The organism is Paenarthrobacter aurescens (genome assembly GCF_025421775.1).
In the GTDB taxonomy this organism is placed as follows: Bacteria; Actinomycetota; Actinomycetes; order Actinomycetales; family Micrococcaceae; genus Arthrobacter; species Arthrobacter aurescens_B.
This window is the reverse complement of sequence record NZ_JAOEFX010000004.1, coordinates 386,698-409,102: the sequence shown is the minus strand read 5'-3', so window position 1 is coordinate 409,102 and position 22,405 is coordinate 386,698. Positions and strand designations below refer to the sequence as shown.

Below are 22,405 nucleotides of genomic sequence, written 5' to 3'. Positions count from 1 at the left end.
GACCAGGGATTCATTTCAAATGCGTCATATGTCGTCAGGCATGCACCACCAGCATGTCGGCATCCAGCTCTCCGTCCGGGAAGAAGCATGCGAAGTCCTGCGCGCCTTCCTTCTCAGAAGCCAGTGGCGGCTCCAGAGTAAGGCACTTCTCCTGCTTCGCGGCAGGTAGCGCGGCGAACACAGGACAACGCGTGGCGAAATTGCATCCCTTGGGCGCATCCAACGGGCTGGGAAGGTCACCCTGCAGGATGATGCGTTCGCGGGTGCGCTCCAGGTTGGGGTCCGGCACCGGGATTGCGGACAACAAAGCCCGGGTGTACGGGTGGCGTGGGTTATCGAAAACGTCGTCCACGTCGCCGGTTTCCACGATCTTGCCCAGGTACATCACGGCCACACGGTCTGAAATGTGGCGGACCACCGAGAGGTCGTGGGCCACCATCAGGTAGCTCAGCCCCAACTCGGCCCGGAGCTTGTCCAGCAGGTTGATGACCCCGGCTTGGACGGAGACGTCCAAGGCAGAGACTGGTTCGTCCAGGACCACAAGCTTGGGATTGACCGCGAGCGCCCGGGCAATGCCGATTCGCTGACGCTGTCCGCCGGAGAACTGGTTGGGGAAGCGGTTCACGTGGTCAGGCTGCAGTCCCACCAGCTTCATGAGTTCCATGATGCGTTTCTTGATGGCGGCCTTGGGCATCCCCAGGTTCTCAAGGGGTTCCGCCAGGACTTCATACACGGTGAAACGCGGATCCAAGGCGCCTGTGGGGTCCTGGAACACCATCTGCATTTCCTTGCGCATGGCCATCTTGGTCTTGTGATCCGTGGCCACCTTGTTGCTGACGCCGCCGATGATGACTTCGCCCACCTGGTCCGGGTGGAATTCCATGATCTCCAGGAGCGTGGTGGTCTTACCGCAGCCGGACTCACCCACGATCGAGACACACTCACCCTCGCGGATGTCGAAGCTCAGGCCATCCACAGCCTTGACCGTGCCGATCCGCCGCTTGATCAACGCACCCTTGAGCAGGGGGAAGTGCTTTCTCACGTCCTTGAGTTCCAGGACCTTGTCGCGCTCGACGCGGGCGACGCCGTCGAACTTTGACACCGGCTTGGGCGGCGCGTGGAAGATCCTGTGGGCGTCGGCGTCGTTGGACAGCTCGTTTGCTTTGATACAGGCGGCCTTGTGTCCCAGTGCCTGACCCTCAACACCCGGCACAGCGACGCCCGGCACCGGGAACAGCTCCGGCTCGCCGTGCAGGCAGGCGTCGCTGACCAGGGGGCAACGGGCCGCGAAGGAGCAGCCAGTCACCGGCAGGGCGAGGTTGGGTGGAGTTCCTTCGATGGGTACCAGCGACTGCTTGGTGGCGGTATCCACCCGAGGTACAGCACCAAGCAGGCCCAGCGTGTACGGCATCCGCGGGTTGTAGTAGATGTCTTCAACAGTGCCGGTTTCCACCGGTTTGCCGGCGTACATGACCATGATGTCGTCGGCCATGCCGGCTACGACACCGAGGTCGTGCGTGATCATGACGACGGCGGCGCCGGTCTCCTCCTGCGCGGTGTGCAGGACTTCCAGCACCTGCGCCTGGATGGTGACGTCGAGCGCCGTCGTGGGTTCATCGGCGATGAGTACGCGGGGATCGTTGGCGATGGCGATGGCGATCATGACGCGCTGGCGCATGCCGCCGGAAAATTCGTGCGGGAAGGCCTTCAGCCGGTCCTTGGGGCTCGGGATACCCACCATGCGCAGAAGGTCGACGGCGCGGGCTTCTTTGGCCTGCTTGCTCATGGTGGGGTTGTGGACCGTCAGCGCCTCGATGATCTGGGTGCCCACCGTGTAGACGGGGGTGAGCGAGGACAGCGGGTCCTGAAACACCATCGCGATGTCGTTGCCGCGGTGCTTGCACATGGCCTTATCGCTGAGGCCCAGGAGTTCCTTGCCCTTGAAGCGCACGGAGCCGGTGATGTCCGCAGTTTCGGGGAGGAGCCCCATGATGGCCATGGACGTGACGGACTTGCCGGAGCCGGACTCGCCCACGATGCCCAGGGTCTTGCCGGGCATGAGGTCGAAATCCACTCCGCGGACGGCGTGGACCACACCGTTTTCGGAGTTGAAGCGGACGTTGAGGTCGCGGACGCTGAGGACGGCGTCTCCGGGTGCGTAGAGTCCGGCGTCGCGGAGGCGCTCTGCGGGAGTGATGTTGGTGCTCATTTGTTGACCTTCTTTGCGGTCTTGGTCTTCGCCCGGCCAATGGAACTGGAACTGGGGTCGAAGGCGTCGCGGAGGCCGTCGTTCATCATGGCCAGCGAACCGGTCAGCAGGAACATGACAGTCAGCGGTACCCAGAACATCCACGGGAAGGAGGACACCTGGCCCGTGGCCTGCCCAATGAGGACGCCGAGGCTGACGTCGGGAACCTTGATGCCGATGCCGATGAAGGAGAACGCGACTTCGGCAAGGATTGCGCCGGTGATGCCGCGGGTGAAGTCGAGCACCAGCAACGAGCCGATGTTCGGAACCAGGTGACGCCAAACGATGCGGCGGGAAGGGACGCCCATGTACTTGGCGGCTTTGACGTAATCGCGCTGCATCAGGGACATGGACAGTGAGCGCACCAGACGGGCAGTGCCCATCCAGCTGAAGAAGAGCAACACGACCACCAGGAGGAGCCAACTGGGGAGGTCCTTGAGTCCACCGCCGCCGCTGGTTGCCACGGCCACCACCAGGATGGCGGGCATCATGATGAGTGCTTCGAGGATGAACAGCATGGTGGCATCCACTTTGCCCCCGAAGAAGGCCATGGTGCAGCCGTACACAGCGGAGATCAGGACGGACAGGCCGCCCACAATGAGGCCGATGAGAATGGAGGTCCGGGTGCCGTCCACAATCAACGCCAGAAGGTCGATGCCGGCCTGCGTTGTACCGAGCAGGTGGTCCGGTGATGGCGGCATGCCGATGTTCAAAGGATCGATGGTGTCCTTATCCCATGAAGTCAGGAACCCGCCGAAGATCGAGAAAAGGAAGAGCGCAAGGAAGATGAACAAGCCGGCGACGGCGGTCCGGTTCCGCATGAAGCGACGGAAGATAATGCGGGACTTCCCAATGACGACGTCCTGGTCGGCAACCCGGGCTTCGTCGATTTCCGCGATGGGATCGATGATGTTGGTCATTACTGGACCCTCACTCGTGGATCGACCAGCGTGGTGGCGAAGTCGGCAAGGATCGCCCCGATCGCGAAGATCACCGAGCCGTAGGCAAGCGTGGCAGTGGCGACGTTGACGTCCTGCAGGCTGATGGCCTGGATGCTCCAAAGGCCAATGCCTGGCCAGGCGAAGATGGCCTCCGCGAAGAAGCCGCCCGTGAAGATTGCCGGAATGGTGAACGCGATGCTTTGCGCCACTGGGATGAAGGAGACGCGCAGGGCGTGTTTCCTGATCGCCTGGTTACGGGTCAGTCCCTTGGCCCGGGCCGTGCGGACAAAATCGGCATTGACGTTGTCCAGCAAGTACTGCCGCTGGGCGATCTGGTAGCCCGCCCAACCGAAGATGGTCATCGCGAAGGTGGGCACGGCGTAGTGGGCCACCATGTCAACGAAAGCCGGCCAGCCAGGGTCGATTCCCGGCGTCGAAATTCCCGTCACGAAGAAGATGCGCTCCCCCACAGCCTCGTTGATGCCGATGGCGCCGAGCTGGACCAGGAAGTACGCGATGGGTGCGGGGAGGATGTGGACCAAGTAGCTGTAGGACGTGATGACACGGTCTTGGAATTTGTACTGGCGTGCGGCGGAGTAGACCCCGAGCGCGACGCCGATGACCAGTGTCAGGATGATTGAGGCGATGAACAGGCGGGTGGAGACCAGCACCCTGTCCGCGAATTCGGCATTGACGAACGCGCCGTTGGGGCTGCGGCCCCAGTCCCAGCGGGTGACGATGCCACCGAGCCACTGGATGTAGCGTTCCCAAGGGTTCAAGTCCGGGTCCAAGCCCAGTCCCCGGAAAGACGCAGCTACCTGTTCAGGGGTTGGCCGGGGAATTTTCTCCTGCTCGAGAACTGCGGGCTTGAGCGATGAGACCGCCAGGAAGTAGCCGGCGCTTGTGGTCAGGAAGATCATGATCAGGTAGATGCCCGACCGCTTCATCAGATATTTCAGCATGTCGGGCGGCTGCCCCGAATCGTGGCAAAACTCAAAGCTCGTCCTTCCGCGGTTCCCGGCTGTGGCCGGCGTCAGCTACGAATTGGCGCAGCGGGTCTTTGGGTCCCCCGCACCCCTTCAGTGATCACCAGCCCTGTATGGCATGCGTCACATTCAAGAGGAAACTACCACAATAACTGCTTCACGTTTTGCTTCCCCGCCTCCAGTTTCGCGCCTGCAGCCAGATTGTTATGTGCAGACTGCGTCACGTTACCGGGGCGGGCGGCACTATTGCCCCGCGACTGCGCTGATGGGGGCGCTAACACGGATGGCAAGGCGGCGCCGTGGCTTGTCAGGCGGCGGGCAGCAGGCGCGTGATCAGTTCACGCCAGGAGTCCGTGAGGCGGGTGGGTGAAATGCCGCGCACACGGACGTCGTCCACAATCCGCTCGGGGTCCAGCGCATAGGTCAGGGACATCGCCATGACCCAGGGATCAGCAATCCCCGCCTCACGGAGCAAGACCTCCATGTGGCGGTGAGAGAGTTTGGTCGCCGGGACGTCGAACCTGTTGCGGGTGGCAGCACCCGCCGCCTTCAGGAGTTCGCCGTTTTCCAGGACGAAGTAGATCCGCCCTTCGCCGAACGCAATCAGGCGTTCTTTAGCGGCGGCGCCGGGACCCAGCGGAGGCGGCCCGAACATAAAGCCGTACTGGAACTCCGATTCAGAATCGCTCAAGAGGGTCATCATGAGCCCCGCCCTGCTGCCGAACCGGCGGAAGACGGTGCCCTTGCCCACGTGTGCCTTACAGGCGAGCGCGTCCATCGTCAGTGCTTCAGCGCCGAACTCGGCTACCAGGTCCCGGGCAGCACTGAGAAGGCGCTCACGATTTCGGGCGGCATCGCTGCGCTCATGGGGCGCGCCCAAGGGCACGTCCGGCCGAAGAGGGATGGAGCTCACAGAAATATTCTAGACCCCGGGAATAGAAAGCGGACCATAGTCCGTTTAGTATCGATGAAGGCTCCAGAGCCCAGATACCGCAGGTCGGGTTCCGCAAGGCACCCGGCCAGACACAAGGAGACACCATGTCCAAGAGCACCGTTCTTACCCTCGTCGGCAGCCTGCGCGCCGACTCCCACAACAAGAAGCTCGCCGAAGCCATCCAGCTGAACGCGCCTGAGAATGTTGATGTGCAGATCCACGGCTCGCTGGGCAGCATCCCGTTCTACAACGAGGACATCGACGTCGAAGGCCAGGTTCCCGCCGAAGCCGCCGCACTCCGCGCCGCAGCAGCCGACGCCGACACCATTCTGCTGGTCACCCCCGAGCACAACGGCACCATGCCCGCATCGCTGAAGAACGCCATCGACTGGCTGTCCCGCCCGTTCGGCGCCGGCGCCCTCTCCGGCAAGCCGACCGCCGTCGTCGGAACCGCTTTTGGCCAGTTCGGTGGCGTGTGGGCCCAGGACGAGGCCCGCAAGGCAGCCGGCATCGCCGGCGCCAAGGTACTGGAAGACGTTAAGCTGGCCGTCCCGGGTTCCATGATCCGCTTCGCTGAACTGCACCCGAAGGACGACGCCGAGGTCGTGGAGCAGATCAAGGGCATCTTCGAGCCCCTGACGGCCGTCCAGGATGAAGAAGCAGCAGCCTAGTCTTTTCGCTTTTGATGCCCCCGTTCCGCTTATCGCGGGGCGGGGGCATTGGCGTTTGTGCTGGCTTACTGGACTGCCGCCGGCCGCAGCGTGACCAACTCTTGTCCGAACCGTCACCGCAGCGGCATGTTGTGTTTCGCAGAACCCACCTAACGTTGGAGATACAGGTGGACGGACAGGAGCGCGGGCTGTCATGCATGCCGGACGTAGGCCAAAAAGCACGACGACGATCGCGGCTGCCTGCCTCTTGATGAGTCTGTGGGTGTCTGGCTGCACTTCGGTTCCGGACGCCGCCGGTCCAGCCGGAACAGGACCCCTGCCGACGGTTTCAGTGAACCCACCGCCCGTCTCGCCCAGTAGTGCGCCTGCGGCTTCGACACCTTCAGCGTCTCCTCCTGCTGCCTCCAGCCCGGGTACTGCGTCCAGTGCACCCCCTTCCCCGCCACCGTCGCCAGCGGCCCCGGTTCCCGCGCCCTCCGCCAGCACACCCGCGCCCGTCGCGCCCGTCGAGCCCGTCGCGACTGAGTCCGCACCCGCCGTCGAGCCTTCTCCGCAGCCGGGTACCAGCGCCCCAGAGCCTTCAGGAACCGGCATGGTGGTGACCGTGGATGCCTCCGGGCCGGCGGTCTACTACGTGGCAATCGACGACGGCGGCTCCCGCGGGGTGCGGTTCGGCTGCAACGACAGCCTGGTGGCCGTCCGCGGCGTGGCCGTGCCCGGGGATCCCTTGGCTGTTGCTCTGGGGCGCCTGCTGGAAGCGGGAATGCCTATGGACAGTGACGCCGCACTCTATGACGCACTCGCGGGCTCATCCTTGCGGTACCTCTCCGGCTACATGAGCGGGTCCACGGTGGTAGTGAACCTGAGTGGATCCCTCCGGCCCGGCGGGGCGTGCGACATTCCACGCATCCAGGCCCAACTAACGCACACCATCGTGTCGGCCAGTGGTGCGACACGTGCCGAGATCTACGTCAACGGCCGGACATTGATAGAGGCCCTGAGCGTGCGATGATGCCGGACTGCTATGACGTTGGGAAGCCGCTGTTCCGTGGTTGCCCGACGACGAATAAGCGGTCGAACAACGGATTAGCGGTTTTGGCAGCTTAGGCCGTCGCGATTGCCAGCACCCGCCGGAGGGCCCATGCCACACGCAGCAGGGCCAGCACTGACGCGAACGCCAGCACGAACACCACCGTTTCGGGTATCCAGAGGCCTGTGGGGCCGTCTCCCTCCAGGACTATAGTGACCAAGCCAGCAACCACCAGCAGTCCAAGCCCCGGGATGGCGAACAGGAATACCTCCCCGATCTGGCGCCGGTGAGTGGCCGTGAGTTTTTCCAAGGGGAGTTCCCGCTGGCCCGGAGCAGCTTTCTTGCCAAGGACGTTGATCAGCATGGAGACGCTGGTGAGCGTGAGGCCGGCTGTGGCGCCGGCCAAGGTGGCGAGGGTCTGGAAGAGCGTTCGCCGCGCGCCGGCGTCGGCCCCTTCCAGCATCAGTGGTTGACGCGCCAGCAGCGCGATCCCCAGCCAAAGCAGGACCGCAAGCACAGCCCAAAGGTAGTCGGCCGTTGGATGCAGCAGGAACCACCGCCACAGTGTGCGGCGGCGGCCGGTGCGCTCGACGTCAACCTCGTACAAGCTCATGGCCCGCACCGCCTGGAAGTTCTGCCCTGACTGCCGCCGCGAGTGCCTCACGCGTTGCCGCCATTCCGCCTGCGACGATGTCCGGGACCAGACTGGAGTCAGCGGAACCTTTGATATCCGGCAACGTCCTCGCGAAGAATGACTCGTTGTCCCTTGCCTGTTTATTGAGGATTGCCATGGCCTCCGCGATGGACTTTTGGGGATCGTTGAAGACGTCCGGGTCAACTTCCACGTGCGAAACAAAGCGCTCTTTCAGCAGGTCCACTACCTCGCGCTCTCCTGTCAGGGAGTCCTTCCCCTCGGCTACCACGTAGTCGAAGTGCTCCACGGAACCGGCCCGTCGAAAGAGATCGATCAACTGCTGAATGCGGTCCCGAATACGCTGTTTATCCTCAGCCTTGCCGGACCGCCCCACACTCAGGGAAATTCGGAAAGTTCCCTCATTCATGAGCCGGGAGGCACTCTCCAGCACGTCAGCCCATTCCCCTTCCATGAGCTTTCCTGACAGGCGCTCGGCCGGAAGCGCGAACTCGAAGCGGCTCACCTCCAGCCTGGTGAGGATTTCCTCGATATCCTCACGGACCACAGGCACCAGGCTAAGCTCCAGGCCGAGCATCCCCTCGAGGTACTCCCCCAGTCTGGACGCCCGGGGTCCGTTGCCACTGGTCAGCACTGCGATGACGTTGCGTTTCAGGAAGGCAAAGTACGTGGTCTCCAGCAGGTGGTCGCCCGGAGCCAACGGCAGTGGCTTGCGCCGGCCAAGGGCGTCTCCGACGCTTGGCAGGTTGGTATCCCGCACCCGGTCCAAAAGCAGCACGGGATGCGGCGAAGAGGCCACGGCCTGCGCGAGTAACACCGTGCCGTCAACACTGGTGAAGTGCCTGTCAGTGGCAGCATCCTGGGCCTTTTTGAGGACCTCTGCCACACGGCGCGCAGGAAATGGGCGATTGAGCTCATCACCGTTCAGCTGCTCGATGCGCCAGAACTGCACACTGCGTCGTGCCATGGACCCTCCCCTTGTCTTCCACATGACCAAAGCTACTGGCGGGGTCCGACAATAAAAGGCGGGTGCCGCCGTCGTACCTTCCGCTGCTTCAGAGGCTGTATTTGGAGCCTTGCTCGAACAGGGCGTCCATCTCAGCGTGGCTGCGCGTGCCGGCCAGCCCGGCCCAATTGCCGTCGCCAAGGATCTCCTTCGCAACCCGGGCTACCTTGGCGTAGGCGGCCTTGGCCGCGTTGCCGCCAATGCTGACCCGACGGACACCCGCGTCATGCAGTTCCAAGGGAGACGGATCTCCGACGCCCGCCAGGGCGTTGAGCGGCGCGGGAATCCGGCTGGACAACTCATGCAGCACATGCAAATCCACGACGCCGGGAACGAAGACTCCGTCGGCGCCGGCAGTGAGGTATGACTCGGCGCGCTGCAGCGTTTCTTCGTATGCTGCGTCCGGGAACTGGCCAGACAGGTAAGTGTCGGTACGGGCATTGATGAACAGCGGGATGCCTCGGTCGTCCGCAGCGGCGCGGATGAGGGCAATCCTGCGTGATTGCTCGGTGATGTCGGTGAGGGGTTCCGTGGCGGAGTCTTCGATGTTGATCCCGACGGCGCCCGCGTCCAGGACGGCGTGGACCGTCGCGCGGAGTTCGTCGTCGGTGCGCCCGTAACCGGTCTCAATGTCCGCCGTCACCGGCAGCGTGGTCGCCCCCACCACGCGTCCCAACGCTGCCATGGCCAAGCCCCATGGCACGTGGTCTCCATCCCGGAACCCCAGGCTCCAGGAGACTGCCGAGCTTGAGGTCGCGATCGCCGTCGCACCTGCTTCCTGGACGACGCGGGCGGAAGCCGCGTCCCACACGTTCACCAGCACCAACGGCATGGGCCCGGCATCGTGAAGTTTATGGAACTGTTCGGCTTTGGTCACGGATCCCCGGTGCGCTGTCATAGCTACATTCCAGCCCTTCCGGATCGCGACGTAAAGCGCGGACTGCCAAGATGGGAGACATTCGAAAACAACTGTTGCCTCGTTAGCAACATCGAGGAGTATCCTGTGACTGTGACCCACGAAACATTGGATGCCGGCGCAACGCTGCCCGCTGAAGCCATCGACGCCATTGAGCGGGCCGCCACGGCCGCCCACCCGCACGAGGAACTGTTCTCCGCGCGGGCCGCCAACATCAAACAGTCTGCCGTCCGCGATGTCTTCGACATCTCCATGCGGCCGGGCCTTGTCTCCCTCGCCGGAGGGAACCCGTACTTGCAGTCCCTGCCACTGGAAAGGCTCGGCCAGACCGCCGCGCGCATCATCGCAGAAGAGGGTATGACTGCGCTCCAGTACGGCGGCGGCCAGGGCACAGAGGAACTCCGTCAGCAGATCTGCGGGATCATGGCCGCCGAGGGCATCGCGGATGCGCTCCCCGAAAACGTGGTCATCACCGCAGGATCGCAGTCAGCACAGGACGTCGCCACCAAAGTCTTCTGCAACCCTGGCGATGTTGTCCTGGTCGAGAACCCCACGTACGTTGGCGCCCTGAACACGTTCGAGGCGTACCAAGTGCAGGTGGAACCGATCGAAATGGACGACGACGGCCTGGTACCGGAGCTCCTTGAGGCCAGGATCGCGGCGCTCCAGTCCGAGGGCAAGAACATCAAGTTCCTCTACACCATCCCCAACTTCAACAACCCCTCCGGCATCACCCTTGCCGAAGAACGCAGGCAGCGCATCGTCGATATATGCCGCACTGCGAATATCATCGTCCTCGAGGACAACCCCTATGGGCTCCTGCGGTTCGACGGCCACCCCATCGCTCCCATGCGGGCAGCAAACCCGGACGACGTCATTTACCTCGGCTCGTTCTCCAAGATCTTCGCCCCGGGACTACGTATCGGCTGGGCCCTGGTTCCTGCGCATCTCCAGCGGCGTTTTTACCTCGCTTCAGAGGCCGTGACGCTCTGCCCGCCGCCACTGAACCAGATGCTCGTCTCGGCATACCTCCGCGATTACGACTGGGAAGGCCAGATCGACACCTACCGCAAGCTCTACGCTGAGCGCTGCGAGGCCCTCCTCTCCGCGCTGGACGAGTACATGCCCGAAGGCCTCACATGGACACGACCGGACGGCGGCTTCTTCGTGTGGGTCACGCTGCCCGAAGGCGTTGATACTTACCCACTGCTCGCGAAGGCCATCGATGCGGGCGTGGTGTTCATCCCCGGCGCGGCGTTCACACCGGCAGACGGACCCTCCAACAAGCTCCGCCTCGCCTTTAGCGCCGTGCCCCCGGATACGATAGCCGAAGGTGTACGTCGCTTGGCCCCTGTCCTGGCGGATGCCATTGAAGCTACCAATGAAGGAGCAGCACAATGACCGGAGTTGTGATTGTCGGAGTAGACGGCAGCGAGACGGCAATGAGGGCGGCTCAGGCCGCCCAGCAGTTGGCAATTGGCCTCGGAGCCAGCCTTCGCGTGGTCAGCGCATTCGACAGCAACCGGACCGAGGTGGTTGAGATCGGCACCGATAAATGGATCGTCTCCGACGCAGCCGAAGCTGAAGCCGTTGCCCGCGCCGTTGCCGAGCGGCTGACGGACGATCGCCTGGAGGTCACCTACTCGGCCGCCCGCGGCAAGCCGGGCGAAGCGCTGGTCAAGGAAGCTGAGATGCAGGATGCCCGCCTGATCGTGGTGGGCAACCGGCGCATGCAAGGCTTGGGCCGCGTGCTTGGGAGTGTGGCCAACACCGTTGCCCACACCGCCCCTTGCGATGTCTACATTGCCAAGACCGACCAGCCGTAAAGCGAGCTGAGTCACGCCGCCGGGTGGGGAGGCTCACCCGGCGATTGGCGTATTTTGGGCCTGCTTGGAGGTCCAACCGTTATAAAATCGAGATGCCCCCAATGGTGTGCGCCACCATCCACTTCTCGATTTCAGGGGAACTTCCTTGCTTACCTTGCAGCCGCGCCAGCGCGTGGGACACGACATCCTGCTTGCCCGCCACGGTAACAACATCAGCACCATGCGTTACGACCGCGCCAACGACCGCATCATCGCGATGCTGGATGACGGCTCATGGGACAGCGCCCCCAACATGATTTCCCCGAGCCTTGATATGCCCGAGACCATCGGCAGTGTCTTCCGCAAGGACTGGCGCTTCCTGTCGGTGGCTTGCGTCGCGATGATCACGATTGCCGCTGTCGCGATGGGCATCAGCGTCGAGATGGCCAACAACATGTCGACCACCGAACTCCAGGCGCTGCTGGTCAGTTACCCGGCGTTCTAGCTCTGGACGCGGCGCGGATCCTCCGTGAGGGCCGCGTCGTCGAAACCAAGAGCCACGTGACCGCCGGATTGCCGGCGACGCACCACGAAAATGGTTGCTCCTATTGCCAGCCAGGCGGCTCCCAGCAAATAGGTGAACCAGGCGAGCGACGTCCATAGCCACGCAATGCAAGCGAACCCCAGCAGCGGCAGGATCAGGTTCCGCAGGGTCCCCACTGTTCCCCGCATCCGCAGATCGAAGAACAGCACTTTAATGGTTGCCAGGTTCACCACTGCGAAGGCGATCAAAGCCCCGAAGTTGATCATGTACACGGCCTGCTCCAACGTAATGAACAGGGCAACGAGGGAAATTGCCGAGACAAGCAAGGCGGCGACGTACGGCGTGCGGAAACGAGGTTGTAGTTTCGCGGTCACTCCGGGCAGGATCCGATCCCTTCCCATGGCATAGATGACGCGGCTGACACTCATCTGGGCGGCAGCGCCGCAGAGAACAAGTCCGCCAAGGTTCACCACCACGAAAACCACCATCAGGACATCGCCCCCGGCGCGTTGCATGAGCTCCGTTCCCGCTGCGTCGAGGTTCTCGATTGCCCTCCATTCGGGAACAATCAGGCTTCCGGCGACGGAAAACAGCGTGTAGCCCAAACCGGCGAAGAGCGTGGACAGGATGATGCCGCGCGGCACGTCCCTCCGGGGGTTGCGTGATTCCTCGGCAAGCGTGGAGACGCCGTCGAACCCCAGGAACGCAAAGGCGACGATTGCAGCAGCGGCCATGACCGGCGCAATTCCACCGTCTCCCAGGGTGAGGGGGCGGATGACGCTCTCCACAGTCAGGTTCGGGGCGTTGAGGACTGCCAGCACCAGGAAGACGACGATGACAAGGACCGATGCCGACACCACCACAAAGTTCATCTTCTTGATCCAGGCAACACCGATCACGCTGAAGAGGCCCACCACCAGAAGACAGGCGAGGACTGCCAGCTGCGGCGGTATACCGGGCAGCAAACTGTTGAGGTAGAGGCCAAACAGCAGGAAGTTAACCATGGGCAGGAACAGGTAGTCCAGCATCATGGTCCACCCCACCAGGAATCCCACTGGCTTACCGAAGGCGTGGGAAGCATACGCGTAGGCGCCGCCGGTCACGGGAACATGGCGTGCCATCCGGCCATAGCTGTGGGCCGTGAACAGCATGGCAATCAGGGCCGCCATGTAGGCCGCCGGCAAATGACCGTCGCTGATTTCGGTCCCGGCGCCGTATACCGCCACCACGGACAGAATGCCCATGGAGGTCAGGCCGAAGGCCACGAGGGATGGCAAGCCGAGGACGCGCTTAAGCGTGGGCGCTGATGCAGTAGCCTCCGTTGCGCTGGTTGGGGTGGTGTACATGGCGTTCTCCTCGATGCGATCCAACTCACATAAATGAATGATGTTCATTAGAGTAGAGGCCAGGCTCGCTCATGTACAGAGTTTGGTATTCCAAAATGTTTGGTTGCGCGTGGATGGTTGCCGAACTTTCAGCCTTTTGGCTATTTCCTCGCATCGACTATCGAGGCGCTCTACGTTTTGGTATACCGTTGAGGACTACGAGGAGAGGACTCGGATGACTACGAATTCAAGGCTGATGGACGATCACGGCCTCTTGGGCGGCGTGAAGCCTCTGCTGCTCACGCCAGGTTTCGTCGACGCGCACATCCATCCGGACAAGACCACGTGGGGCTCCGGTTGGCTGTCCCGCCTGCCCGCCCAAACACTGCCGGACCTCATCGCCCACGACCTCCGTGCACAACTTTCGTTCCAGGACAGCGTAGAGGACCGCGCTTTTGCCCTAATGCGGCACGCTGTCCTCAACGGAACCATGGCCATGCGGGCGCACGTTGATGTGGCACCGCAACTCGGCCTACGGAACGTTCACGGCGTCAGGGCGGCCGCCGAACGCTTGGCACCCTTCCTTGACGTCCAGATTGTTGCTTTCCCGCAGTTCGGTCTGGTGAGCAATCCGGGCACCCTCGACCTCATGGAGGCGTCGTTGACGGAAGGGGCCGACCTGGTGGGCGGCATCGACCCCATATCTCTGGACGGAGATCTTCGCAGCCATCTGGACGCCGTCTTCAGACTCGCGAACCGGTATGGCCGGGACGTGGATATCCACCTCCACGATGAAGGGCCGGAAGGATTGGCCCAGCTCAGGGCGATAGCGCAGCGGACCGTGTCAGAGGGGATGCATGGACGTGTCACGATCGGGCACGCCTTTGCCCTCTGCGATATCGCTCAACCGGAGCTTGGCGCCACCCTCGACGCCATGGCGGAGGCCGGGATGTGGATGGCGACGTGCGCCCTCGGTGCAGATCCGGTCCCCGCGCTGGACCTCATGGAGAGCCATGGGGTCAGGGTTGCCCTCGGATCAGACGGTGTCCGCGATGCTTGGTCACCCTACGGCACGGGCAGCATGACGGACCGAGCACACCTTCTGGGTTACCGCACCGGCGCCTTGACCGACGCAGAACTCGAACGCTGTTTCCGGATCGCTACCACCGCCGGGGCGGAACTCGTCGGATCAGCAGCGGTGATCGGCTTCTCCGGCGCCGGGTCCGATGATCGACTGGAGTTCGCAGCCAATTCAATCCCTGAGTTGGTGGTGGACAGGCCTGCCCCGCTGCGGGTTGTCCGGAACGGGCGAACGGTGACCCTTTAGGCGGTGACCCTTGAGGCTCAGTGCCTAGAGCATCCACTCCCGCAGGAGCCACCACAGTCCCGCAATCACCACTCCACCAAACAACGAGCCCACAATGACCTGGCCCAAGGTGTGCGCGCGCAGGACCAAACGGGACCAGCCCACTGCGGGGACAAGCAGCAGCACGGGCAGCCATGCGGGTCCAAACATTGCGACGACGATGACGGCAGCCGCGGCAAGGGCTGAAGCATGCCCGCTCATCTTCCAGAAGGCACTCACCACCGCCAAAATGCCGATGCCTCCAATGAGCGCAACGATCATCACCGAGACGCTCGCCGGGCCGTTCAGAAGCTGCAGCACCCCCAGCCCGACCACCACTGAGATCAGGGCCATCGCCAGCAATGCGGGCCGCTGGCGCCGGTCGCTGACGTGGTGGTCGGTGATCCTGCCCAGTTTGACCATCACCAAGACGTACGCCAGTGGCAGAACGCAGACGAAAAGGGCAGCGAGCAAGCCGAACCACACGGTCCCGGGGAATCCGGGTTCGATTGCAGGGCTGATCAACAACAGGACGGTCACCACGATCGGCGGCTGGAAAACCTCAGTCAACACGCGGGCCACCGTACGCCACGGCCCCGTCAACAGCTGTGGGGGCACATGTCCTGACTCGTCGCCCCTTGCGGCTTCGACTCCAGCGCCCGTGCCTGGGTGTGCAGCCGAACCCAGGCCGGGAGAAGCTTGCTGCTCAGTCAAGCAATAACGCCGGTTCTTCAAGAATGGCCGCTACGTCAGCCATGAAGCGGGCCGACAGATCGCCGTCCACCACGCGGTGGTCGAAGGAACCGCCAAGGGTGGTGATCCACCGCGGAATGACTTCGCCGTCCAGAACCCATGGTTTCTGCTTGATGGTTCCGAACGCGATGATGGCAACCTCGCCCGGGTTGATGATCGGCGTGCCGGTATCAATCCCCAGGGCGCCGATGTTGGTGATGGTCAAGCTTCCGCCCTGCATCTCAGCCGGCTGGGTCTTCCCTGCCCGGGCCTTGGTGGCCAACTCATTCAGTGCCAGGGCCAATTCCTTAAGCGAAAGGTCCTGGGCGTCCTTGATGTTGGGGACCATGAGTCCTCGCGGCGTTGCGGCGGCAATACCCAGGTTCATGTAGTGCTTGACCTGGATTTCAGCGTTTCCGTTCCCGTCGGCATTTTCAACCCACGTTGCGTTGACACTGGGGTTGCGCGCGGCTGCCCAGATGACGGCCTTGGCAAGAATCAGCAGGGGCGAGACTTTGATGCCTTCGAAGTCCCGCGAGACCTTAAGCCGCTTAACGAACTCCATGGTGCGGCTGGCATCCACGTCCACAAAAATGCTGACGTGGGGTGCCGAGAAAGCAGAGTCCACCATGGCCTTGGCTGTGGCCTTGCGTACGCCCTTAACCGGCAACCGCTCAACGCGCTGGTCCTGCGGCTTTTTTGAAGCTCCCCAGAACGTGTCCGCCTGGTCATGTTCGGCATCCCGCTGCGCTTGGTAGCTCACCAGGTCCTCGCGGGTCACCTCGCCGCGCTGGCCGGTGGCCACGACGTCGGCGAGGTCGATGCCGAGATCGCGGGCAAATTTGCGCACTGGCGGCTTCGCCAAGACCTTGTTGACCAGGCCGCTAATGGTGCCGCTGATGGCCGCACTGCGGGAAGCTGCCCCTGAATGGGCCGCCGGCGTTTCCGGCATCTGGGTGGTTTGCGCCTGGGTGGTTTGCGACTGGGCGGGAGGCGCGACGGCGGCGCGTACCGGCGTCGTGCGGTGGGCAACCGGTGTTTCGGCTGCTTTGGCAGCCAGAACTGCCTGATAGTCCTGCACGGTGCCTTCGGCGTTCTCGGCGACCGCGGCTGCCTCAACGGATGCGCCGGCGGGGCGCTTGCGCGCGCGGCGCTTGACGGCGTCGGCCTTGGGTCCCGAACCCACCAGCGGGCCGCCTGCCGGACGGTTGTCATCGCTGTCGTCGTCGTTCGGCAGCTTGCCGTAAAGGGGCGCCTCAACAGCGGGCGCTGCCGACGACGGCGACTTTACCGGAGCTTCGCCATCCTGGCCTTCCGCAACAGCGATGATCGCAGTGCCGACCTCAACCGTGATGCCTTCCTCGACCAACAACTCCGTGACGGTCCCAGCAAATGGCGAGGGCAACTCGACGAGTGACTTGGCGGTCTCGATCTCACACAGGACATCGTTGATGGCAACGACGTCTCCCGGCTTGACCTTCCAAGCCACTACCTCGGCCTCGGTCAGGCCTTCGCCAACGTCCGGCAGATTGAATTTCTTTACAGTCACAGTGGTCCTCGATTTCCGGTTACCTGGCAGCGAAGCCGGGCAGGATCAGGGCGGTTTAGTAGGCCAGGGAGCGGTCGAGCGCTTCGAGGATCTTGTCGATGTCCGGCAAGTAGTCCTCTTCAACCTTGGCTACGGGGTAAGGCATGTGGAAGCCGCCCACGCGGATCACCGGGGCTTCCAAGTGCAGGAACGCCCTCTCGCTGATGCGCGCTGCGATCTCGCCTCCGATGCCTCCGAAGGTGGGGGCCTCATGGGCAACGATCAAACGGCCAGTCTTCTTGACCGACGCTTCCACAGTGTCGAAGTCCAAGGGCGAGATGGAGCGAAGGTCAATGACCTCGATGGTTCGCCCGTCCTCCGTCGCAGCGTTTGCGGCCGCAAGCGCAACCGGCACCAACGGTCCGTAGGCCACGATGGTGGCGTCGGTACCTTCGCGGACAACGTGCGCCTTGAAGGGGTCCTCTGAAAGGCCGGCGTTCTCGACATCCACCTCACCCTTAAGCCAGTAGCGGCGTTTGGGTTCGAAGAAGATGACGGGATCCTTGCACTCGATGGCCTTTTGGATCATCCAGTAGGCATCGTGGGCGTTGGATGGCGAAATGATGCGCAGTCCGGCGGTGTGGGCGAACAATGCTTCAGGGGACTCGGAGTGGTGCTCGATCGAGCCGATTCCGCCGCCATACGGAATCCGAATGACCACAGGAACGGTGAGCTTGCCGAGGCTGCGGGAGTGGATTTTGGCCAACTGTGTGGTGATCTGGTTGAAGGCCGGATAGACAAAGCCGTCAAACTGGATCTCGCACACCGGTGAGTACCCACGCAGGGCCAGGCCGATTGCCGTGCCCACGATGCCTGACTCTGCCAAGGGTGTGTCCACGACGCGTTCGTCGCCGAACTCCTTGATGAGGCCGTCGGTGACACGGTAGACCCCGCCCAGATGTCCAATGTCCTCACCCATAAGCAGGGACTTGGGGTTGCTCGTCAAGGATGCGCGGAGACCCTCATTGATGGCCTTCGCAATGGTCATGGTTGCCATCAGTTAGCTGTCTCCTCATCGCTTTCGAAGCCTGCCGAGTATTCCTCGAACCAAGCCAGTTCCTCCGCAATCAGCGGGTGTTGTTCGGCGTAGACGCTGCCGAACGCGTCCCGGATGTCCGGAACCTCCAGGCCATGCGTGGTGCTGCGGACGTACTTGGCCAGCTCATCGCCGTCAGCCTTCACCTGATCGAAGAAGGCCTCGTCGGCAAGCCCTTCAGCGCGCAAGTACTTCTCCAAGCGGTCCAGCGGATCCTTCTCCCGCCAGGCAGCTTCCTCGGCGGATTCCCGGTACTTGGTGGGATCATCGGCGGTGGTGTGCGCACCAACCCGGTAGGTATACGCCTCGATAAGGACGGGGCCGCGGCCCTCCCGGGCATGCTCCAGGGCCCACTCCGTGACGGCGTGGACGGCGATGACGTCATTACCATCCACGCGGATTCCAGGGAACCCGTACCCCTTGGCGCGGTTGGCCAAGGGAACCTTCGTCTGGACTTCCGTGGGTACGGAAATGGCCCAGTGGTTGTTCTGGCAGAAGAACACAACCGGGGCGTCGTAGGAAGCAGCGAAGACCATGGATTCGTGGACGTCGCCCTCGGAACTGGCGCCGTCGCCGAAGTAGGCAATGACGGCAGCCTTGGGATCGTTGGAGTCCGTGGCGGCTGCGAGCTTCTGGTCCCGCTGGATACCCATGGCGTAACCAACCGCGTGGAGTGTCTGCGCTGCAAGGACCAATGTGTAGAGGTGGAAGTTGTTCTCCCGCGGATCCCAGCCACCATTGGAGACACCACGGAACTGTTTGAGCAGCTCGGCGAGGTCAACATTGCGGACCAGCGCAACACCGTGTTCGCGGTAGGTAGGGAAGATGTAGTCCTGTGGTTGGCTCGCGTGGCCGGAACCTATCTGCGCTGCCTCCTGGCCGGTCAACGGCACCCACAGTGCAAGTTCGCCCTGGCGCTGCAGCGCGGTGGCTTCCTGGTCGAATCGACGGATTCTGGCCATGTCCGTATAGAAAACACGCAGCTTTTCAGGATCAATGCGCTTGGCGTAATCCGAGAACACCGGATCGGTGCCCAGTTTTCCGTCAGGGCCGAGCAACTGAACCATTTCCACCGGTTCGCCTGGCGCGGCTGCTGCCGCGGAGGTTGCCGCGAGAGTTTCTTCCGTCCCGGGGGGCAGTTGTGTCGAGCCCATTCCGTCTCCTTGCTTGCCACGGCGGGGTGCCGGGCAATGTCTGTCGCTGGGATATATGCCCGTTCCGGAATGCATTCCGGAACGGGCATATTTTTGGCTTTCGTCCCTTACTTTATCGGCAGTAAGTAAGGTTGGCGCATTTGTTAACCGCTAGGAACCCAGCGGCGCATTTGTATAACCTGCACAGAGATTCAAGAATCGGGTGTTCGCTTCAACTTCACCGATGCTGACTCGAACGCCCTCATTTCCGAACGCCCGGACTGACAGGGCCTGTTGTGCGGCCAGTGCCGCAAATTCGCTGCTGTTCTCGCCAAGATTCAACCAAACGAAGTTGCCCTGGGCTTCCGGCACGAACCAACCCAAAGCCCGCAGGCCAGCCGTAACGCGGTCGCGCTCCTCCACCAGGCTTTGTACCCTTTCCACAACCTGATCGAAATTCTCAATGGATGTCACGGCGGCGCGTTCCGCGATTTGGGAGACGGCAAACGGAGTGGCTGTCACACGAAGGTGTTGGGTCAGCAAGGGACCGGAGACGCTGTAGCCAACGCGCAGTCCAGCCAGTCCATGGGCCTTGGAGAAGGTCCTCAGCACTATCACGTTGGGGTACTTGCGGTAGAGCTTGATGCCGTCCACGGCCTCAGCATCACGAACGAATTCTTGATAAGCCTCATCGATGACCACCACCACGTTGGGCGGCACGGCCTGAATGAAGCGTTCCGTTTCCTCCGCAGTAAGGATCGGTCCGGTGGGGTTGTTCGGGGTGCAGAGGAGGATGACCTTGGTGCGCACGGTGATCGCCGAGGCCATGGTCTCAAGGTCGTGGCGCCCGTCGGCCAACAACGGAATCTGCACACTGGCGGCACCGGCAAGACCAACACATATGGGATAAGCCTCAAAGGAACGCCAGGCGTAAATGACTTCGTCAGCTTTGCCGTCATCATTCTGCCCGGCGAAGGTGGCGAGGATCTGGTTCAGTGCTCCGAGACTGCCGGCACCGGTGACGACGTCGTCAGCGGGGACACCAAGGAAGCCTGCAAGGGCGGTCCGCAGCTTGGTCGCGAGCGGATCCGGGTAGCGGTTGATATCGGACTGGTCAGCGATTGCCTGCAACACTGCAGGGATCGGAGGCAGCGGGTTCTCGTTGGACGACAATTTGTAGCTGGTGAGGCCCTCAATCGCGACGGGCGGTTTGCCTGCTGCATACTTGGGGAGCCTGTCCACGACCGGGCGAGGGAGTACGCCCTCCGGTACGTTGTCAGTAGTAGTCATGGCTTCAAGCCTACTTGTCTCCACACGGCTATCGCTGAGCTGTTTAACAGGTGCGTGTGGAACCATGGGTGCATGGGTTCATTCATTATTCGCGTCCTGATTAACGGGCTTGCCCTTTGGGTGGCTACCTGGCTGCTGGAGGGCATGGATATCTCCACGACTGCCACCGAAACGGCCGCCTCCAATGCTGGACTTACACAAGGCGCGGACACCGCAGGAATTGTCCTGGCGTACCTCTTCATCGGACTCATCTTCGGAGTGGTCAACGCCTTTGCGCGGCCCTTGGTCCGGTTACTTTCCCTCCCGGTGACCATCCTGACTCTTGGACTCTTCACCATCGTGATCAACGCCGCGATGCTGTACCTCACCGCGTGGCTGAGCACTTTCACGCCAGTGCACCTCACCATCGACTCCTTCTTCTGGACGGCCATCCTGGCCTCGATCATCATCAGCATCATTTCGATGGTGGCCGGCCTCATTCCGGGTGCGCGCAAGCGGTAGCGGAAGGATTACGTCCTCCGCAGTTGAAGCCTTATCAAGTCCCAACGTCATCTGGTCCCAGCGTCCGCCTTCGTGTCCCGGACAATTGGGGGCGAAGCAGGCTGTACCCCCGATGACCGGACTTGCATGGGCGCCCTTTCCAGTTTGAACCGAGTCACCTTGGACACCCCGCCTGCACCCACAACACCCGCAAACGCAGCAGTTGAAGCCAACAGTGATTCGTCATGGCTGGCGGCAACCAACTCTGCTCCTGCCGCGTAGTTCTCCTGGTCATGTCCCGGCCCTAGGCCCGGGTCTTCCCCGTCGGGTGCCCTGACTTCGTCCGTCAGGGTCACAGTCACCCTGTCCTTTGTATCGGGGTTCATACGGCCATCTGCTCCCGGGACCCAGTCCTGAATGTGTTCCAAATGGAGTGAACTGATGCCGGGCTCAGCAGTGATGCCACCAACAGGAGCTCCAGCCGTCAGCACGTACTTGAGGTCGAACCCACTGAGAAAAGCCCTGTCCCGGCTGAGATTCATGGCATGGACACCACCTTGGCTGTGCCCCACTGCCACCACTGGATCCCCGGCCACAGCACCCGCCTCACGGAGCGCCTGGCCAACGGCTGGAACGACGTCTTCAGAGTCGTAGCCAAGCGCTTCACCGATTCCCTGAACATCAAGGGGATTTGTGGTGGGTGACTTGGGTTGGGTTCCCGGAATCAGGACCATCCATGAGGGAGACCCGTTGTTATCGAATTGAATGACCTCAATTTCACCGTCGTTCCGGGCATGCAGCCTCTCGAGACGCCGGAGGCTTTCCGCCATGGACGGGTCCACGTACTCAACCGAATCGTTAGTCCTCTCGATACTCACGGGTCTTGGCCGCATGTCCGGACGTAGCGGCGATTCCAGAAGGCCTCGAATGACGCCCCGTGAACCCACCCAGAAGGGAAGGACCATCGTCGCGAGATTGTGCGCGACCTCCCGGCTCGGGGGCCAAATCGACGTGCTCAACCTCATCTCGTCCAGAGTCAGGACCCGCGGAAGAACATTTTTTGCCTCCGTCTCCGTGTAGTCCCGGTGGCTGGCCCGCACGCTTGCACTGACTCCCACCAAGTCATGGCGCACCCGCCCCACTTCCTTCCGGCTCTCCGCCACCGCATTGATGGCGTTGCAGCCAGTGCCGTAGGAGTCGTAGAGGAACGGTTCCAACTCTTCCTGAACCCGGCGTGCTTCTGCTTCGATATCAAGGAGCTGCTGGACCATGCCGTCAAGCTGGTTGGCGCCCCGCAGGAGCTCCTCAAGCTGGAATGTCATCCCGCCAATTCCACCCCTGATGTGGAGAATTCCGTCGGGGGCCGGAGGCAAGGGCTGTGGTGCTGCACCTGCCCCCACAGGGGCTGAATCAGACATCAGGGACCCCTTTCGCTCGAGACGGACACGTTTTGGGAGTGACGGAGCACCAAGGCAACGGCGACATCCAACGACTCCCGGGCCCGCATCAGCGCCGATGCCTGCATGGCAATGGTTGTGCGGTAGGCGCGCCCCGCGGGAGAGAGCCAGTGATCCATCTGCGCCCGCCTCAGGGACGCAAGGACGGTGTCCGCTTGGTCTACGCAGGCCTTAATACGCCAGGCGAGCCGCTGGACTTCGTGACTTCGGGAAGCACATTCCAGGGGGTCGAAGGTGGGCGGGTTGGCTGCAGTCATCAAGCCGACGCTCATGTCCGAGTACTCCA

Annotated in this window: 22 protein-coding genes; 7 read left to right on the top strand and 15 right to left on the bottom strand. The window is 62.6% G+C overall.

The features are described from left to right. Positions 1–34 precede the first annotated feature (34 nt). The 4 genes from N7568_RS11080 to N7568_RS11065 form a co-directional block, all read right to left on the bottom strand. Positions 35–2,209 carry a dipeptide ABC transporter ATP-binding protein gene (locus N7568_RS11080; RefSeq protein ID WP_261609874.1) on the bottom strand — a complete coding sequence of 725 codons (2,175 nt, stop codon included), beginning with the start codon at positions 2,207–2,209 and terminating at the stop codon, positions 35–37. Beyond that, a complete protein-coding gene (locus N7568_RS11075) occupies positions 2,206–3,168 on the bottom strand; it encodes an ABC transporter permease (RefSeq protein WP_261609873.1) in 963 nt (320 codons plus the stop codon). Before N7568_RS11075 ends, N7568_RS11080 begins: the two co-directional genes overlap by 4 nt. Next, the gene (locus N7568_RS11070) at positions 3,168–4,151 is read right to left on the bottom strand and encodes an ABC transporter permease (protein ID WP_261609872.1); all 984 of its coding nucleotides are present in this window, start codon (positions 4,149–4,151) and stop codon (positions 3,168–3,170) included. Before N7568_RS11070 ends, N7568_RS11075 begins: the two co-directional genes overlap by 1 nt. Positions 4,152–4,482: 331 nt before the next feature. Next, positions 4,483–5,088, bottom strand: coding sequence for a TetR/AcrR family transcriptional regulator (locus tag N7568_RS11065; RefSeq protein ID WP_261609871.1), 606 nt, complete (start codon positions 5,086–5,088; stop codon positions 4,483–4,485). Positions 5,089–5,213: 125 nt separating this feature from the next. Here N7568_RS11065 and N7568_RS11060 point away from each other — a divergent pair, with 125 nt between their 5' ends. Both N7568_RS11060 and N7568_RS11055 read left to right on the top strand, forming a co-directional pair. After that, complete coding sequence (locus N7568_RS11060) at positions 5,214–5,780, top strand: NAD(P)H-dependent oxidoreductase (RefSeq protein WP_091463742.1); 567 nt, start codon at positions 5,214–5,216, stop codon at positions 5,778–5,780. A gap of 592 nt (positions 5,781–6,372) precedes the next feature. Then, positions 6,373–6,792, top strand: a complete 420-nt coding sequence (locus N7568_RS11055) for a GerMN domain-containing protein (protein WP_261609870.1) — start codon at positions 6,373–6,375, stop codon at positions 6,790–6,792. A gap of 91 nt (positions 6,793–6,883) precedes the next feature. Here the strand turns inward: N7568_RS11055 and N7568_RS11050 are convergent, their stop codons facing one another. The 3 genes from N7568_RS11050 to N7568_RS11040 all read right to left on the bottom strand — a co-directional run bounded on the left by N7568_RS11050 (position 6,884) and on the right by N7568_RS11040 (position 9,366). Beyond that, complete coding sequence (locus N7568_RS11050) at positions 6,884–7,423, bottom strand: hypothetical protein (protein ID WP_261609869.1); 540 nt, start codon at positions 7,421–7,423, stop codon at positions 6,884–6,886. After that, on the bottom strand, positions 7,404–8,429 hold the full coding sequence (locus N7568_RS11045; RefSeq protein WP_261609868.1) for a hypothetical protein: 1,026 nt from the start codon (positions 8,427–8,429) through the stop codon (positions 7,404–7,406). Before N7568_RS11045 ends, N7568_RS11050 begins: the two co-directional genes overlap by 20 nt. Positions 8,430–8,517: 88 nt before the next feature. Beyond that, positions 8,518–9,366, bottom strand: a complete 849-nt coding sequence (locus N7568_RS11040) for an isocitrate lyase/PEP mutase family protein (RefSeq protein WP_261609867.1) — start codon at positions 9,364–9,366, stop codon at positions 8,518–8,520. A gap of 111 nt (positions 9,367–9,477) precedes the next feature. Between N7568_RS11040 and N7568_RS11035 the strand changes: the two genes are divergently transcribed. From N7568_RS11035 to N7568_RS11025, 3 genes are all read left to right on the top strand, one after another. Next, positions 9,478–10,785 (top strand): aminotransferase-like domain-containing protein, encoded by a 1,308-nt coding sequence (locus tag N7568_RS11035; protein WP_261609866.1) that lies wholly within the window; start codon positions 9,478–9,480, stop codon positions 10,783–10,785. After that, positions 10,782–11,210, top strand: coding sequence for a universal stress protein (locus tag N7568_RS11030; RefSeq protein WP_261609865.1), 429 nt, complete (start codon positions 10,782–10,784; stop codon positions 11,208–11,210). Before N7568_RS11035 ends, N7568_RS11030 begins: the two co-directional genes overlap by 4 nt. A 172-nt stretch (positions 11,211–11,382) precedes the next feature. Continuing rightward, positions 11,383–11,694 carry a hypothetical protein gene (locus N7568_RS11025; RefSeq protein ID WP_261610014.1) on the top strand — a complete coding sequence of 104 codons (312 nt, stop codon included), beginning with the start codon at positions 11,383–11,385 and terminating at the stop codon, positions 11,692–11,694. Here the strand turns inward: N7568_RS11025 and N7568_RS11020 are convergent. Further along, positions 11,691–13,079, bottom strand: a complete 1,389-nt coding sequence (locus N7568_RS11020) for an APC family permease (RefSeq protein ID WP_261609864.1) — start codon at positions 13,077–13,079, stop codon at positions 11,691–11,693. The two genes, N7568_RS11025 and N7568_RS11020, sit on opposite strands and share 4 nt — an antisense overlap. A 214-nt stretch (positions 13,080–13,293) precedes the next feature. On the opposite strand from N7568_RS11020, the gene N7568_RS11015 reads away from it, so the two are divergent. Beyond that, positions 13,294–14,385 carry an amidohydrolase family protein gene (locus N7568_RS11015; RefSeq protein ID WP_261609863.1) on the top strand — a complete coding sequence of 364 codons (1,092 nt, stop codon included), beginning with the start codon at positions 13,294–13,296 and terminating at the stop codon, positions 14,383–14,385. A gap of 24 nt (positions 14,386–14,409) precedes the next feature. Here N7568_RS11015 and N7568_RS11010 read toward each other — a convergent pair whose 3' ends face one another. From N7568_RS11010 to N7568_RS10990, 5 genes are all read right to left on the bottom strand, one after another. Further along, complete coding sequence (locus tag N7568_RS11010) at positions 14,410–15,006, bottom strand: phosphatase PAP2 family protein (protein WP_261610013.1); 597 nt, start codon at positions 15,004–15,006, stop codon at positions 14,410–14,412. 103 nt (positions 15,007–15,109) lie between these two features. Beyond that, on the bottom strand, positions 15,110–16,684 hold the full coding sequence (locus tag N7568_RS11005; RefSeq protein ID WP_261609862.1) for a dihydrolipoamide acetyltransferase family protein: 1,575 nt from the start codon (positions 16,682–16,684) through the stop codon (positions 15,110–15,112). A gap of 55 nt (positions 16,685–16,739) precedes the next feature. Next, positions 16,740–17,720 carry an alpha-ketoacid dehydrogenase subunit beta gene (locus tag N7568_RS11000; RefSeq protein ID WP_261609861.1) on the bottom strand — a complete coding sequence of 327 codons (981 nt, stop codon included), beginning with the start codon at positions 17,718–17,720 and terminating at the stop codon, positions 16,740–16,742. Then, positions 17,720–18,913 carry a pyruvate dehydrogenase (acetyl-transferring) E1 component subunit alpha gene (gene pdhA, locus N7568_RS10995; RefSeq protein WP_261609860.1) on the bottom strand — a complete coding sequence of 398 codons (1,194 nt, stop codon included), beginning with the start codon at positions 18,911–18,913 and terminating at the stop codon, positions 17,720–17,722. The genes N7568_RS11000 and pdhA overlap by 1 nt, the downstream gene beginning before the upstream one ends. 150 nt (positions 18,914–19,063) lie before the next feature. Continuing rightward, on the bottom strand, positions 19,064–20,182 hold the full coding sequence (locus tag N7568_RS10990; RefSeq protein WP_261609859.1) for a histidinol-phosphate transaminase: 1,119 nt from the start codon (positions 20,180–20,182) through the stop codon (positions 19,064–19,066). A gap of 72 nt (positions 20,183–20,254) precedes the next feature. Here N7568_RS10990 and N7568_RS10985 point away from each other — a divergent pair, with 72 nt between their 5' ends. Beyond that, positions 20,255–20,683 (top strand): phage holin family protein, encoded by a 429-nt coding sequence (locus N7568_RS10985; protein ID WP_261609858.1) that lies wholly within the window; start codon positions 20,255–20,257, stop codon positions 20,681–20,683. Between the two features lie 47 nt (positions 20,684–20,730). On the opposite strand, the gene N7568_RS10980 is transcribed toward N7568_RS10985, so the two are convergent. Both N7568_RS10980 and N7568_RS10975 read right to left on the bottom strand, forming a co-directional pair. After that, the gene (locus N7568_RS10980; RefSeq protein ID WP_261609857.1) at positions 20,731–22,080 is read right to left on the bottom strand and encodes a hypothetical protein; all 1,350 of its coding nucleotides are present in this window, start codon (positions 22,078–22,080) and stop codon (positions 20,731–20,733) included. Next, positions 22,080–22,391 carry a hypothetical protein gene (locus N7568_RS10975; RefSeq protein ID WP_261609856.1) on the bottom strand — a complete coding sequence of 104 codons (312 nt, stop codon included), beginning with the start codon at positions 22,389–22,391 and terminating at the stop codon, positions 22,080–22,082. The genes N7568_RS10980 and N7568_RS10975 overlap by 1 nt, the downstream gene beginning before the upstream one ends. Positions 22,392–22,405: the final 14 nt, after the last annotated feature.